16 protein-coding genes are annotated in these 13,466 nt (G+C 48.8%); 13 read left to right on the top strand and 3 right to left on the bottom strand.

From position 1 onward, the window contains the following. Position 1 precedes the first annotated feature (1 nt). Entirely contained in the window at positions 2–643 is a 642-nt protein-coding gene (locus M3212_RS06055) for an SDR family oxidoreductase (RefSeq protein ID WP_251193062.1), read from the top strand. A 220-nt stretch (positions 644–863) separates the two neighbouring features. Here the strand turns inward: M3212_RS06055 and M3212_RS06050 are convergent, their stop codons facing one another. Then, entirely contained in the window at positions 864–1,418 is a 555-nt protein-coding gene (locus tag M3212_RS06050) for a YpiB family protein (RefSeq protein WP_251193061.1), read from the bottom strand. Between the two features lie 304 nt (positions 1,419–1,722). Next, positions 1,723–2,556: an undecaprenyl-diphosphate phosphatase gene (locus M3212_RS06045; protein WP_251193060.1), complete on the bottom strand. Its 834-nt coding sequence runs from the start codon at positions 2,554–2,556 to the stop codon at positions 1,723–1,725. Between the two features lie 262 nt (positions 2,557–2,818). On the opposite strand from M3212_RS06045, the gene M3212_RS06040 reads away from it, so the two are divergent. Together M3212_RS06040 and M3212_RS06035 are read left to right on the top strand one after the other, a co-directional pair. Continuing rightward, positions 2,819–3,340, top strand: coding sequence for a TlpA disulfide reductase family protein (locus M3212_RS06040; RefSeq protein WP_251193059.1), 522 nt, complete (start codon positions 2,819–2,821; stop codon positions 3,338–3,340). Positions 3,341–3,417: 77 nt separating this feature from the next. Beyond that, positions 3,418–4,512, top strand: coding sequence for a DUF3866 family protein (locus M3212_RS06035; RefSeq protein WP_251193058.1), 1,095 nt, complete (start codon positions 3,418–3,420; stop codon positions 4,510–4,512). On the opposite strand, the gene mciZ is transcribed toward M3212_RS06035, so the two are convergent. After that, on the bottom strand, positions 4,413–4,622 hold the full coding sequence (gene mciZ / locus M3212_RS06030; RefSeq protein WP_251193057.1) for a Z-ring formation inhibitor MciZ: 210 nt from the start codon (positions 4,620–4,622) through the stop codon (positions 4,413–4,415). The genes M3212_RS06035 and mciZ overlap by 100 nt on opposite strands. A 78-nt stretch (positions 4,623–4,700) precedes the next feature. On the opposite strand from mciZ, the gene M3212_RS06025 reads away from it, so the two are divergent. The 10 genes from M3212_RS06025 (at position 4,701) to M3212_RS05980 (ending at position 13,338) form a co-directional block, all read left to right on the top strand. Beyond that, a complete protein-coding gene (locus M3212_RS06025) occupies positions 4,701–5,246 on the top strand; it encodes an NUDIX domain-containing protein (protein WP_251193056.1) in 546 nt (181 codons plus the stop codon). Further along, entirely contained in the window at positions 5,247–6,419 is a 1,173-nt protein-coding gene (locus tag M3212_RS06020) for an endonuclease Q family protein (protein WP_251193055.1), read from the top strand. It begins immediately after the preceding gene. 66 nt (positions 6,420–6,485) lie between these two features. Continuing rightward, positions 6,486–7,121 carry a stage II sporulation protein M gene (gene spoIIM / locus M3212_RS06015; protein WP_251193054.1) on the top strand — a complete coding sequence of 212 codons (636 nt, stop codon included), beginning with the start codon at positions 6,486–6,488 and terminating at the stop codon, positions 7,119–7,121. A 123-nt stretch (positions 7,122–7,244) separates the two neighbouring features. After that, positions 7,245–7,697, top strand: a complete 453-nt coding sequence (locus M3212_RS06010) for a Fur family transcriptional regulator (RefSeq protein ID WP_251193053.1) — start codon at positions 7,245–7,247, stop codon at positions 7,695–7,697. Between the two features lie 197 nt (positions 7,698–7,894). Then, entirely contained in the window at positions 7,895–8,125 is a 231-nt protein-coding gene (locus tag M3212_RS06005) for a YqzK family protein (RefSeq protein ID WP_251193052.1), read from the top strand. Positions 8,126–8,150: 25 nt separating this feature from the next. Beyond that, the gene (gene xerD, locus M3212_RS06000) at positions 8,151–9,041 is read left to right on the top strand and encodes a site-specific tyrosine recombinase XerD (RefSeq protein WP_251193051.1); all 891 of its coding nucleotides are present in this window, start codon (positions 8,151–8,153) and stop codon (positions 9,039–9,041) included. A 103-nt stretch (positions 9,042–9,144) separates the two neighbouring features. Next, positions 9,145–10,326 (top strand): phosphopentomutase, encoded by a 1,182-nt coding sequence (deoB, locus tag M3212_RS05995; protein ID WP_251193050.1) that lies wholly within the window; start codon positions 9,145–9,147, stop codon positions 10,324–10,326. Positions 10,327–10,341: 15 nt separating this feature from the next. Then, the gene (locus M3212_RS05990) at positions 10,342–11,157 is read left to right on the top strand and encodes a purine-nucleoside phosphorylase (RefSeq protein WP_251193136.1); all 816 of its coding nucleotides are present in this window, start codon (positions 10,342–10,344) and stop codon (positions 11,155–11,157) included. Between the two features lie 18 nt (positions 11,158–11,175). Next, a complete protein-coding gene (locus tag M3212_RS05985; RefSeq protein ID WP_251193049.1) occupies positions 11,176–12,006 on the top strand; it encodes a purine-nucleoside phosphorylase in 831 nt (276 codons plus the stop codon). A 30-nt stretch (positions 12,007–12,036) separates the two neighbouring features. After that, positions 12,037–13,338: a pyrimidine-nucleoside phosphorylase gene (locus M3212_RS05980; protein WP_251193048.1), complete on the top strand. Its 1,302-nt coding sequence runs from the start codon at positions 12,037–12,039 to the stop codon at positions 13,336–13,338. The last annotated feature ends 128 nt before the right edge of the window (positions 13,339–13,466 follow it).

Here is a 13,466-nt window from a genome sequence, read left to right as displayed (position 1 = left end):
TATGGATGTTTTAGTCGTTGGAGCAAATGGACAGGTAGCGCGGCATTTGTTGACGAAGCTCAAGGAGCTTGGTCATTCGCCCGTAGCGATGATCAGAAAGGAAGAGCAGGCCGAGGAGCTGTTGAAGCTTGGCGCGGCAAGAACGGTTGTCGCCGACTTGGAAGGGGATATCAGCGCGGCGTTTGCCGGTGTTGAGGCCGTCATCTTTGCAGCGGGCTCGGGCGGCCATACCGGGGCGGACAAAACGATTTTGATCGATCTCTGGGGAGCGATCAAAACAATTGACGAGGCGGAAAAGCACGGGATTAAACGTTTTGTTATGCTCAGTTCGATGGGAACGGTCGACCCTGATAAAAGCGATCGGATTCGTCACTATCTGGTGGCGAAAAAGCTGGCTGACGACCATTTGAAATGGTCCGGGCTTGATTATACGATTGTGCGGCCGGGCAGCTTAACCAATGATCCCGCTCTGGGAAAAATTAAGCTTGAACCGGAAATTAAAGTTCGGGATAATACGATCACGAGAGAGGATGTCGCGATTGTCCTCGCCAATGTGGTCGAGCGCGAGCAGACGATTCACAAAACGTTTGAAATTTTGAATGGAGACACACCGATTGTCGACGCGCTCGATGCGCTGGAATGAAATAGTTCAAAGCGCTAATATAAAGGGGCGTGGACAGAAGCGAATGTAGCGCTGAATAGGACAGTGGCCTTGGGCTTGAGGAAGAGGTGAAAAATCACTCTATTCCTCAAGCTTTTTTGCTTGCCTTGGAAATGTGAGGTGGACTCCAGGTTGGGAGCGCGCGAGACATATAGACTTCCATTGCCATGGTCGGCCGGTTGTTGTTTAGTGACCTACTACGTCAGGAAGTTTGAGCTTCTAACTTCTGCAGCTGCTTAACGAGCTGTTTGAATCGCTGCTCATTCTTTTGGTCAAGTGCTTCGTCAATTTGCTTTAGGAGGGTGCTTTTCTCTGTTTCGATCAGAACGGCCTCGATCAAGGAGCCGGCTTCCTTTTTATATTCACGAAATTGCTTATAATGCTTAATGTATTCCCTTGACTCGGAGTCAAGCATTTGTAAATAGTGCTGATTATGCGCTTTGCCATGAAAGTGGAGGATAATGTAGACCGGATCGGCCGGATTCGCTTGAAGCTCGCCGATGGCGCGTGCCGGATCATCGATTTTTTTGCGATACAGGTGAAAAGCAAATCCCGTTTCCTCAGACTGGAGCGATGAAATGACAATGGTCCGCTCCCGGCTGCGGATTTCCTCTGTAAAGGTGACTTGCTCAAGCAAATGATAATGCTGCAAGAGATATTCAAGTACCCGCCCCGCTTCTTTTCGTTTTAATTGCTGCTGTGCGAGGAACCATTTAAGAAATTGACGTTTCTCTGCTACGGATACCCACTTCCCCATTGTTGATCACCCTTAAAACCTTTTCTATCAGTGTAACATACATCTTTTTTACGTTTTTAACGATGTAAGAAAATCTCTCATTGTTTTTGGCTTACTGAAAGAAGGAAACAACGTGGAAAGGGAAGGAGCCAAACCAAACAAGCCAGTTCGTGGACATGACAGCAAAGAAAACTCAAAACTGGGTTAGAAAAGGACGTTCAAAAAAATTTAATTCAAGCTAAGACGAGGCCGGAAAACCAAAAAAGGCTCCAACCATCACAAGCTGATGATTGGAACCTTTTTCATTATGATATTCCAGCCTCTCCTATAGATCAATGATGAATCTGTTGTCGAGATAAAAATAGACAAAAATCGCAGCGGCAAAGCAGTAAAGCGCAAAGTAAATCAGCTTGCTCTTTTTCAAGAAATCAATTAACCAGACGATGCCGAGCCATGAAAAAACAAACGTAGCAAGGAAAGCAATCACTAAAGAAGCGACGCCAATATCGGCGATGATAGAGCCTTCCATAAAATCACCGATCGCCAGCACGGTTGAGCCAAGGATGACCGGGATCGACAACAGAAACGAATAACGAACAGCGGTGTCCTTGTTTAAGCCGATGAACAAAGCCGTAATTAAAGTTGCGCCTGAGCGGGATACTCCCGGCATGACGGAGATCGTCTGACCGAGACCGACAATGATCGCATCGACAAAGGTCATTTCTTTTTCCGTCCGGTTTCCAAGCCGGGCGAACCGTTCAATAATGATCAGGAACAGTCCTGTAAGAGCCAGCGTGGCAGCAATAAACGGCGGTGTTTTAAACACATCCCTGATCGCGTTTTCAAGCACGAGGCCAAGCACCCCCGTAATAAAGGTGGCGACGATAATATAAAGAGCGAAATAAAAGGAAGTACGGTGTTCGGCGGAACGGCTCGTTATGTATCCGAAAAACCCTTTTATAATCGTCAACAGATCGGCTCTAAAGTAAATGATAACAGCTAAAATCGATGCTAAATGAAGAAAGATTTCAAACCCGAGTCCGGGAAACGTATAACCGAGCAAAATCTGGGTGATAACAATGTGGGCTGTACTCGAAATTGGCAAAAACTCTGTAATTCCTTGGACAATGCCAAAGATTAATGCTTCTAAGATTGACATGTGTGTCTCCGTCCTTTTTTCACAAAATAGTCATTCCTACCATGTAGAAAAACAAAAGCATAAATCGGACGGATAAATAAAGACAGCGAAGCCGCAGAGAAACAGGCTTTAGCGGCTGAACTGTTATTTATTGATCCGCCTTAACTGTTTCATTTTAGCAAACTTTTCCCTAATGGAAAAGAAGTATCCTCATCTTTGATGCTTGCGCCCTAGAAAGTGTTCTTTCTATAATGAGGAAAGAAAAGACAGTAGGAGGGTCAGAATGAAACGAAAGCTAACTGGTATTGTAGTTGTGCTAGCTGGATTGTTAGTAGTATGTCTTTTCCTGTTTCAAGATAGACAGGAAGTCGGAAACAGTCCGGGAATGGTGGCGGAAAATTTTCAATTGCCGATGTATGAGCAGCCTGTGGGGGAGCTTCATGATTATTTCGGAAATGTGATCGTCTTAAATACATGGGCCTCGTGGTGCGAGCCTTGCCGGGAGGAAATGCCTGCCCTTATGCAGCTTCAGGATGATTACCACGCTCAAGGGTTATCGGTGCTAACGGTGAATATGCAAAAAACAGAACGTACTTTGCAGGATGCTGCTGAGTTTATTGAAGAAATGAATATTACGTTACCTGTCTTTTTCGATGAAGATGGATATGTTTATGATCAGTATCAGCTTCCGGGTCTCCCGGTCACGTACATTATTAACAGGGACGGGGTCATTGAAGAGCGAATTGCAGGCGAAGTAACATATGAAGGGCTGGAGGAGCTGATTTTGCCTTTGCTTGATCAATAGTGGCGAGCAGCGCCGTCATGATTTCTGCCTAAACGGGGTACACTAGGAGAAAATGTGACGAAGTTGGGCGTGAAGATATGTATACAGAAACGAAGGCAACGGTGTTAGCTGTATGGTATGAGGATGAAGAGATACAGAAGTTGACAACAGACAGTGAAGCGGGGCGCGCCATCTTATTTAAGCGTTTTACGCCACCTGTAAAGGCCGGAGAGCAAGTATGGGTCAATACGACGGCGACAACGCTCAAGCTTGGGACAGGCGGCTGGGATATTGTCCGCGTCCGGGCTGTAAATCATAACGGGATGAACGCGGGAAGCGGGGAAGCAGGACATATTATGAAGGCGCGCTACACCCCTGTCCAGCATAGTGTGCTCACTGTTGAAGAGCAGCAAAGTGACTTCCATGACGTTTTTTGTGAGCCGTTTTCATTAGCGGACACTCACGTCTGGCTGGCAGAGCTTCACAGCATGGTTCCGCTAATGTATTACATGGCGCAGGAGCTGCGAAAGGGGATCAACTGCTGCGTGATTTTTGACGATCAGGCCGCCTTGCCGCTTGTCCTCAGCGATCAGCTGCGTGAACTGCACCGTGAAGAGTATTTTTCCTCGATTACGGTTGGTCAGGCGTTCGGCGGGCAATATGAAGCGGTTACCCTCGCCTCCGCCTTGCAATTTGCCAAGACGGTGCTGCGGGCGGAGATGATTATCATTTCGGTCGGGCCCGGCGTCGTTGGCACAGGAACCGTCTACGGCTTCAGCGGGATGGCCCAGGCGAACTGGTCCAATACGGTCAGCGCCCTTGGCGGTACACCGATCTGGGTTCCGCGCCTCTCGTTTGCGGATGAACGGGAGCGCCATTATGGCCTCAGTCATCACACGCTCACTCCGCTAAGCCGGTTTACGTTAAAAGAGGTGATTCTTCCGTTGCCTTATCTTGATGAGCAGTATCGGCAAGTGATCAGGAAGCAGCTAAAGGAAGTCAGCTTTCAGTGCCGGCATCAGATTCATTTCGCTGAACGTAATCAGGCTCAAACTGCCTTCCTGCGTGCGCTGAAGGCGGCAAAGCTGCCGCTTCAAACGATGGGACGCAGCTTTGCCGATGATCCGGCTTTCTTTTTGGCCGTCGCCGAAGCAGTGCGCTTCGGTCTGGAGCTTGTCCCTTCAACTGATTGAAGCCAGCTCTCGACAGTCGGATAGGAGTGGCGGAGCTCTTTTAACTTTGCTTTGATTTCCCATGCTTTTCCTGTTAAAACAACACCGTGCTGATGGACGTAAATGTTCATGGCTGTCCGTCCTCTCTGTTTAGAAGTATGATACACTGCTATGAGAGAAGACGCTGAAAAAGAACAGGAGGAAAGAATGTGGATCATCTTTTTGAAAAGACGATAAAAACAACCCCGATCTATCAAGGGAAAGTCATCGATTTACAAGTCGACGATGTGACGCTGCCAAATGGACAAAAAAGCAAACGTGAGATCGTTAAGCATCCGGGCGCGGTGGCGATTCTTCCGATTACAAAGGAAGGAAAGCTCGTGCTCGTCCGCCAATACCGGAAGGCGCTTGATAAAGTGATTGTCGAAATTCCGGCAGGCAAGCTTGAACGGGGTGAAGAGCCGGACGAAGCGGCGCGCAGAGAGCTGGAGGAAGAGACCGGCTACCGCCCGAAAGCGCTCAATTACCTCATTTCCTTCTACACATCCCCAGGGTTTGCCGATGAGCTGATTCACCTGTATGAATGCGCTGACCTTGAAAAAGGGGAAGGGGCGTTGGATGCTGATGAATTTCTCGATGTTCTTGAGGTTACATTGGAGGAGGCTGAGCGGATGATAAGCGATCAAACGATTTATGACGCGAAGACCGCCTTCGCTGTGCAATATATGAAGCTTAAGGAAGTAGGGCGAACGTAAATGCTGCATGATTACATTGCTGATTTACATATTCATATCGGAAGAACGAGAAGGGGGGAAGCAGTGAAAATTTCGGCTGCTCCCTCTTTAACGTTGGAACGGATTCTGAAGATGGCTGCTGATACGAAAGGAATTGATATTGTTGGTGTGATCGATTGTCACGTCCATGAGGTGCTTGCGCAAATCGAAGAGGCAGTCATGGAACAGACCGCTTATCCGCTTGAAGGCGGGGGGCTGCAATTTTCGGGAGTGACACTGTTTCTCGGCACGGAAATTGAATTGTTTGATCAAGCCGGCCAGGGGCCGGTTCATGTTCTTCTATTTATGCCGACATTGGAAAGCATGCGCGAACTTAGTCACTGGCTGGCGAAACGGATGAAAAATCCGCGCCTCAGCTCGCAGCGGGTGTATGAACGGGCTGAGACGGTGCAAAGTAAAGTGCGTGAGCTCGACGGCCTTTTCATACCGGCCCATGTGTTCACTCCTTTTAAAAGTGTTTATGGAAAAGGAGTGAAGCGGAGTTTGACGGAAATCTTTGATCCGAATTTAATCGACGCGATTGAGCTTGGTCTGAGCAGTGATACGACGATGGCGGATCAGGTTGAAGAGCTGCACCGCTATCCTTATCTGACGAACTCCGACGCCCATTCGCTTGAAAAGATGGCGCGCGAATATCAAATGATCCGGCTGGAGCAGCCGAGCTTCACTGAATTTAAACGGGCGTTGAAAAATGAGCAGGGACGGAGAATTGTCCGCAATTTTGGTTTGAACCCACTGCTCGGCAAATATTATCAAACAAGATGCGCCGGTTGCGGGGAGGTGACTGCTCCGGGGGCGGCTTGTTCCGACTGCGGCTCACACAAACAGATTAAAGGAGTGGCTGACCGCCTGCGGGAGCTGAAATCGGGTGAAGGAGGACCTCCTTCACGGCCGCCCTATGTTCATCAGATTCCTTTGGAGTTCATCCCGAAGCTCGGGAAGAAAACGCTGGAAAAGCTGCGTGCTGCCTTTGGAACGGATATGGATATTATCCACCGTGTGACCGCTGAAGAGCTGCGCGACGTCGTGCCTGCTTCGATCGCACATGATATTCTCGCCGCGCGGGAAAACTCACTAGAGGTAGAGGCCGGCGGGGGCGGGACGTACGGTAAAGTGCGGAGAAGCATAGAATAGAACACTTGTCATAGATTTTCCCTTCCATTCATAGAGTGGAGTAAGAGTAGATGAGGAGGGAAAAAGATGAGAAGGCAGGGGATTCGGGAGGCTGTAACAGACCATTTAACAGAGAACCGGGCAATCTATTTATTTACGACCGTGCTTTTTTTAATCGGCATTATTTTTGGAGCGATTATCGTCAACAGCCTGAGTCTGACGCAAAAGCACGATTTATATATGTATGTCAGCCAATTTTTTGGACAAGTTTCACAGGGGGATTTGGCTGAGCCGGCGGCGATATTTAGCCAGAGTTTTGTGCATTATGCAAAATATTTCGGTCTGATGTGGATTTTAGGCTTATCGATGATCGGCTTGCCGGTCATTTTAGTTCTTTTGTTTTTGAAGGGGGTTGTCGTCGGCTTTACCGTCGGCTTTCTCGTCAATCAAATGGGGATGTCCGGGTTTTTCCTGTCTTTTGTCTCGATTATGCCGCAAAATTTCATCCTTGTTCCGGCATTTATCATCGTCGGAACGGCGAGCATTTCCTTTTGCCTGAAAATGGTGCGCCAGCAATTCGTTAAAAAAGCAAACATTCCGGTTTTGCCGCAATTCCTGAGATATTCGCTGCTCGTTTTTAGCGTCGGTGGGGTTGTGACACTTGCCTCGGCGTTTGAGGCATATATTTCTCCGGTTTTAATGAGATTTGTAATCAACTCTTAATAATAGTAATTATTAATTGATAACTATTATATCTTTTTAATTAATAATCATTATCAATTGACACTGTTTTTTTGAATGATTATAATGAGAGGAGGGAAAATGGTTTGAGGGGAGGCTGGTACGATGGAGAAACGACTCGAACGAATAAAGAAGCATTTGCATTCACAGAGCTACAAGCTTACACCACAACGGGAATCAACTGTGCGGGTGCTGCTTGAGCACGAAGAAGACCATTTAAGTGCAGAAGACGTTTACCTCCTCGTGAAAGAGAAATCACCGGAAATTGGCTTAGCTACCGTGTACCGCACGCTTGAGCTTCTGGCGGAGCTGAAGATTGTAGATAAAATAAATTTTGGCGATGGTGTCTCACGATTTGATTTGCGTCAGGAAGGGGCTGCGCATTTCCATCATCATTTAGTTTGTATCGAGTGCGGAGCTGTTGATGAAATTCAGGAGGATCTGCTCGGCGATGTGGAAGAAGTGGTCGAGCGCGACTGGAACTTTAAAATTAAAGACCACCGTCTTACCTTCCATGGCATCTGTCACCGCTGCCACGACAAAGATGAAGAGAAGTAAAGAAGAGCAACTTCCTATATGACAGTGAAGAGGGTATGCATGAACATAACCGCCACTGTCTTTGAAAAGCCCGTTGTGAGTGAGTTCTCACAGCGGGCTTGTGGCTTTTTTTAAGGGCAGGGAAGCTCTTCCGGCAGGTATATTCTTCGGTATTTTTGGCATAGCTTGTAATAAGAAGAATGCTGGGGGGTATCCCGATGAAAACATGGTTTCAGGCGGTCATTCAAACATTAAAAGTATTTCTCTTATTTATGGGATGCACACTTCTCTTTTATTATGGTATTCTATGGGTGAGTCAGGAATATGAAAGCTATCATCGATACGATGAACCGAAAGGAAAAGCAATCAAAGTGTTTCACATGGAGAATGGCAGCGGCTCTTCTTCATGGATAGAACGATTGCTGCTATTCTATCAAGAAGGAGAATAGTCCTTGTGAGAGGAAGCGATGTCAGGTGGAACAGGAAATAGCAGAGTTTCTCCATTATATTCGTGTCGAAAGAGGACTTGCCCCTAATACGATTCAATCCTATCAGCGTGATCTGAAACAATATCATCTTTATGTAAACCAGGTCGAGCAGGTCGAAGCACTCGCTTTAATTGAGCGGCAGCATGTGCTGCAGTTTTTATATTATTTAAAGGATCAGGGGAAAGCGGAAACGACGGTGGCGCGAATGATGGCCGCGGTCCGCGCCTTTCACCAATTTGCGTTGCGCGAAAGGCTTGCTGAGCGCGATCCGTCTGTTCATGTCGAGCTGCCCAAGGCGAGCAAGCGTTTACCGAAGGTGCTGTCTTTGGCCGAGGTGGAAGCTTTGCTGGAGGCTCCGCATGGGGCGGACGCCTTTTCCATTCGGAACCGCGCTCTGCTTGAGGCGCTTTATGCAACCGGTATGCGGGTGACGGAGCTGTTAAGCTTAACGCTTTCGGATACGCATTTGACGATGGGATTTGTCCGTTGTATCGGCAAAGGGAATAAAGAGCGAATTATCCCGCTTGGACGGAAAGCGACGGCGGCGATTGAGCATTATGTGAAAGCGAGCAGGCCGATATTAATGAAAAAGCAGCGGCATGAAGTGCTGTTTGTCAATCATCACGGCAAGCCGTTATCACGCCAGGGCTTCTGGAAGGTGCTGAAGCAGCTTGCCGCCCAGGCCCGGATTGAAAAAGAGCTGACACCGCATACGCTGCGGCATTCCTTTGCGACACATTTGCTGGAAAACGGCGCTGATCTTCGGGCCGTACAGGAAATGCTTGGCCATGCCGATATATCGACAACACAGATTTATACCCATGTCACGAAGGTAAGAATGCGAGATGTCTATGCCCAGTATCATCCGAGGGCATAGCCTTTTGCCGGGGGAGAGGTCAGACTTCTGACGTCTTATGATTTAATCGTTAAGATAGAGAGAACGGGGTATAGTAACAGGGAAGAAAAGGGAGGAAGGTTTGATGAAGACAGCTCAATTTGAACGGATCTTTTTGATTGTCCTCGATTCTGTCGGCATCGGCGCGGCGCCGGATGCGGCAGATTTCGGCGATGAAGGAGCAGATACGCTCGGCCATATAGCAGAACGGATGCAAGGCTTGCAAATGCCAAATATGGCCAAGCTTGGTCTGGCTCATATTCGGCCGATTTCAGGGGTGGAAAAGGTCGCGAATCCGCTTGCTCATTACGGTATGATGCAGGAGGCTTCAAATGGAAAGGATACGATGACCGGTCACTGGGAGATTATGGGTCTACATATAACGGAACCGTTCCAAGTGTTTCCGAATGGGTTTCCGCCGGAATTAATTGCGGAACTTGAACGGCAGACAGGCCGGAAGATTATCGGCAATAAAGTCGCCTCGGGCACGGAAATTCTCGTGGAGCTGGGACGTGATCATGTTGAAACTGGGGCGTTGATCGTTTATACGTCGGCGGATTCTGTTTTGCAAATTGCCGCTCATGAAGATGTCGTCCCGCTTACGGAACTGTATGAAATTTGCGAGAAGGCGAGAAAGCTGACTTTAGATCCCGCCTATATGGTCGGCAGAGTGATTGCCCGCCCGTTTGTCGGCGAGGATGGAAAGTGGGAACGAACGCCCAACCGGCATGATTACGCGCTGAAGCCGTTTGGAAAAACGGTGATGAACGAGCTGGTCGAGAGTGGGCTTGATTCGATTGCGCTTGGCAAAATATCCGATATTTATGACGGCGAAGGGATTACGGAAACGATCCGGACCGTTTCCAATGAGGATGGGATGATTAAGCTGCTCGAGACGATGAAAAAGCCTTTTACCGGGCTCAGCTTCTTGAATTTAGTTGATTTCGATGCGAAGTTCGGTCACCGGCGCGATCCGCTCGGGTATGGTGAGGCGCTTGAGCAATTTGACCGCCAGCTTAGGCAGGTAATCGACGCCTTAACAGAGAAGGACTTACTGATCATTACAGCCGATCACGGCAATGATCCGACGTTTCCAGGAACGGATCATACGCGCGAGCTCGTGCCATTGCTTGTGCATCATAAAAAGCAAACGGCGGCCAATGATTTGGGAACAAGACAGACATTTGCCGATGTCGGGGCAACGATTGCCGATAACTTCGGTGTTCCTCTGCCAAAGCACGGTACGAGTTTTTTACAACAATTATAATGGAGGGGAACAATGATGGAGCAACAAATCGTGCAGCAGGCAGCGGATTATATTAACGGGAAGATTGGCGAAAAGCCGACAATCGGTCTCATTCTTGGCTCGGGACTGGGCGTGTTGGCGGAGGAAATCGAACAGCCGGTTTCCATCCCGTATGAGGAAATCCCTCATTTTCCTGTATCGACGGTGGCTGGTCATGCCGGCCAGTTGGTGATCGGCAGCCTACAAGGCAAGACGGTTGTCGCAATGCAGGGCCGCTTTCATTTTTATGAAGGCTATTCAATGGATACAGTGACATTTCCGGTTCGCGTTATGAAGGAGCTTGGCATTGACACGGTGATCGTGACAAATGCCGCCGGAGGGGTAAATGAATCGTTTCAGGCGGGCGATTTAATGCTGATTACGGATCACATTAATAATATGAGCCAAAACCCGCTCATCGGTCCGAATGATCCTGATGTTGGCGTCCGTTTTCCGGATATGTCAAATGCGTATTCGCCTTCTTTGCGCCAGGTGGCGAAAGAGCAGGCAGCCCAATTACATATTTCTGTTAAGGAAGGGGTATATGTCGCCAATACAGGTCCGTGCTACGAGACTCCGGCCGAGGTGAAAATGATTCGCAAGCTTGGAGGTGACGCGGTCGGGATGTCGACCGTGCCGGAAGTGATCGTCGCCCGCCATGCCGGATTGGACGTGCTCGGGATTTCCTGCATTTCCAATATGGCCGCGGGTATCCTGCCGCAGCCCTTAGATCACGAGGAAGTGATTGAGACGACTGAGCGAGTGAAAGAAGACTTTCTCGCCTTAGTAACAGCGATTGTCAAAAATATATAACGAGTGAGGGGAACAAACATGGAACAACTGCTTGCAAAAATAAAAGAATCAGCGGCGTATTTGAATGAAAAGCTGACGACCACACCGAAAATCGGGCTGATTCTCGGCTCAGGCCTGGGTGAACTGGCCAATGAGATTGAAGAGGCTGTCAAGATTCCTTACGGCGATATCCCGCATTTCCCGGTTTCGACCGTAGAAGGTCATGCTGGACAGCTCGTGATCGGCAGCTTACATGGCAAGCCGGTTGTCGCGATGCAGGGGCGCTTTCACTATTATGAAGGCTATTCCATGCAGGAGGTCACCTTTCCTGTCCGTGTGATGAAGCAAATCGGTGTCGAGCTGCTACTCGTGACAAACGCCTGCGGCGGAATGAACAAAGCCTTTGCCCCCGGCGATTTGATGGTCATTACCGATCATTTGAATATGACGGGTGATAATCCGTTAATCGGACCGAATGAGGAAGAGCTTGGACCGCGCTTTCCTGATATGAGCCATGCCTACACGCCCGAGCTCGTGCAATTCGCTTTGGAAACCGGTAAGAAGCTTGGTATCTCGCTGCAGCAGGGTGTCTATGCAGGTGTGACCGGCCCGACGTATATGAGTGGTGCCGAGCTGGTGATGCTCCGCAATGTAGGCGGTGATGTCGTTGGCATGTCAACCGTGCCGGAAGTGATCGTCGCCCGCCATGCCGGTATGAAGGTGCTTGGTATTTCGTGTATTACCGATATGGCAATCGGGGAAGAAATTCAAGGGATCACCCATGAGGAAGTTGTCGCTGTCGCCAATCGGACAAAGCCTGTTTTCATTACATTGGTTAAAGAACTTGTGGCAACGGCCCCTCTCTCATAAGGCGGGTGGACAAAAAGGAGGCGAAGTCTAATGCGTATGGTGGACCTGATTGAAAAGAAACGTGATGGCCATCAATTAACAAAGGAAGAAATCCGTTATGCAGTAGATGGCTACACGAAGGGGGAAATCCCTGATTATCAAATGTCCGCATTAGCGATGGCGATTTATTTTCAAGATATGTCAACTGAAGAGCGCGCTGAATTAACGATGGCGATGGTGGAATCAGGGGATCAGATTGATTTATCTTCGATTGAAGGGATCAAGGTCGATAAGCATTCGACCGGCGGTGTTGGTGACAAAACAACGATCGCCCTGGCCCCGCTCGTCGCCGCTCTCGGTGTGCCAGTTGCTAAAATGTCAGGGCGTGGACTGGGTCATACCGGCGGCACGATTGATAAGCTTGAAGCGATCCCTGGATTCAGTGTCGAGCTGGAAACAAGTCAATTCCTGAAGCTGGTCAATCAAAACAAGCTCGCCGTCGTTGGGCAAACAGGGAACTTAACGCCGGCCGATAAAAAGCTGTACGCTCTGCGTGATGTGACGGCGACGGTCAACTCCATACCGTTGATTGCCAGCTCGATCATGAGCAAAAAAATTGCCTCTGGAGCTGATGCGATTGTCCTGGACGTGAAAACGGGAACCGGGGCGTTCATGAAAGAATTTAAGCAGGCGAAAGAGCTTGCCGAAGCGATGGTCGCGATCGGCAAAAGTCTCGGCCGCAATACGATGGCCGTCATCTCCGATATGAATCAGCCGCTGGGGCGTACCGTCGGAAATGCGCTTGAAATCAGGGAAGCGATTGAGATGCTGCGCGGTGAAGGACCGGCGGATTTGGTGGAGCTTTGTCTGACACTTGGAAGCCATATGGTCTATCTTGCCGATAAAGCTGATTCAGTTGAAGAAGCAAGAGAGAAACTGGTCGAAGTCATTGCGAACGGCCAGGCAATTGAGACGCTGAAGACATTTATCGAAGCACAGGGCGGCGCCCCGTCGGTTGTCGATGATCCGACCAGGCTGCCTCAGGCCCAGCTGAAGATCCCTGTTAAAGCTGAACACGACGGGAAGGTTGCGGCAATTGTCGCCGATAAAATCGGCACCGCGGCGATGCTGCTAGGAGCAGGACGGGCGACAAAGGAATCGACGATTGATCTCGCTGTCGGGATCGAACTTGAAAAGAAAATCGGCGACGACGTAAAACGCGGCGAGACGATTGCGACATTACATGCCAATCAGCAAGATGTCGATGAAGTCGTGGCAATGGTTCGTCAAGCATATTCGATTTCTGAAGGAGAAAGCAACCGGCCGCCGTTAATTTATGAAGAGATTCATTAACTGAAAGCAAAAGGTCATTCCAATCGGGCAAAGCCTGTTGGAATGGCTTTTTTTATGGGCTGCAGAATGTTTTTTGCAACTATCTCGTAGTTATAAAAAACAAAAACACCTCAAAAGTTGATGTATGA

Source organism: Halalkalibacter oceani, assembly GCF_023715705.1.
Classification (GTDB): Bacteria; Bacillota; Bacilli; order Bacillales; family Bacillaceae_D; genus Halalkalibacter; species Halalkalibacter oceani_A.
This window is presented reverse-complemented; position numbering and strand designations above follow the sequence as displayed.

Excerpts from the sequence above, each read along its gene's own strand:
- M3212_RS06055 (WP_251193062.1), top strand. The coding sequence starts at position 2 with ATGGATGTTTTAGTCGTTGGAGCAAATGGACAGGTAGCGCGGCATTTG.
- M3212_RS06050 (WP_251193061.1), bottom strand. The coding sequence starts at position 1,418 with ATGGGGAAGTGGGTATCCGTAGCAGAGAAACGTCAATTTCTTAAATGG.
- M3212_RS06045 (WP_251193060.1), bottom strand. The coding sequence starts at position 2,556 with ATGTCAATCTTAGAAGCATTAATCTTTGGCATTGTCCAAGGAATTACA.
- M3212_RS06040 (WP_251193059.1), top strand. The coding sequence starts at position 2,819 with ATGAAACGAAAGCTAACTGGTATTGTAGTTGTGCTAGCTGGATTGTTA.
- M3212_RS06035 (WP_251193058.1), top strand. The coding sequence starts at position 3,418 with ATGTATACAGAAACGAAGGCAACGGTGTTAGCTGTATGGTATGAGGAT.
- mciZ (WP_251193057.1), bottom strand. The coding sequence starts at position 4,622 with ATGAACATTTACGTCCATCAGCACGGTGTTGTTTTAACAGGAAAAGCA.
- M3212_RS06020 (WP_251193055.1), top strand. The coding sequence starts at position 5,247 with ATGCTGCATGATTACATTGCTGATTTACATATTCATATCGGAAGAACG.
- spoIIM (WP_251193054.1), top strand. The coding sequence starts at position 6,486 with ATGAGAAGGCAGGGGATTCGGGAGGCTGTAACAGACCATTTAACAGAG.
- M3212_RS06010 (WP_251193053.1), top strand. The coding sequence starts at position 7,245 with ATGGAGAAACGACTCGAACGAATAAAGAAGCATTTGCATTCACAGAGC.
- M3212_RS06005 (WP_251193052.1), top strand. The coding sequence starts at position 7,895 with ATGAAAACATGGTTTCAGGCGGTCATTCAAACATTAAAAGTATTTCTC.
- deoB (WP_251193050.1), top strand. The coding sequence starts at position 9,145 with ATGAAGACAGCTCAATTTGAACGGATCTTTTTGATTGTCCTCGATTCT.
- M3212_RS05990 (WP_251193136.1), top strand. The coding sequence starts at position 10,342 with ATGGAGCAACAAATCGTGCAGCAGGCAGCGGATTATATTAACGGGAAG.
- M3212_RS05985 (WP_251193049.1), top strand. The coding sequence starts at position 11,176 with ATGGAACAACTGCTTGCAAAAATAAAAGAATCAGCGGCGTATTTGAAT.
- M3212_RS05980 (WP_251193048.1), top strand. The coding sequence starts at position 12,037 with ATGCGTATGGTGGACCTGATTGAAAAGAAACGTGATGGCCATCAATTA.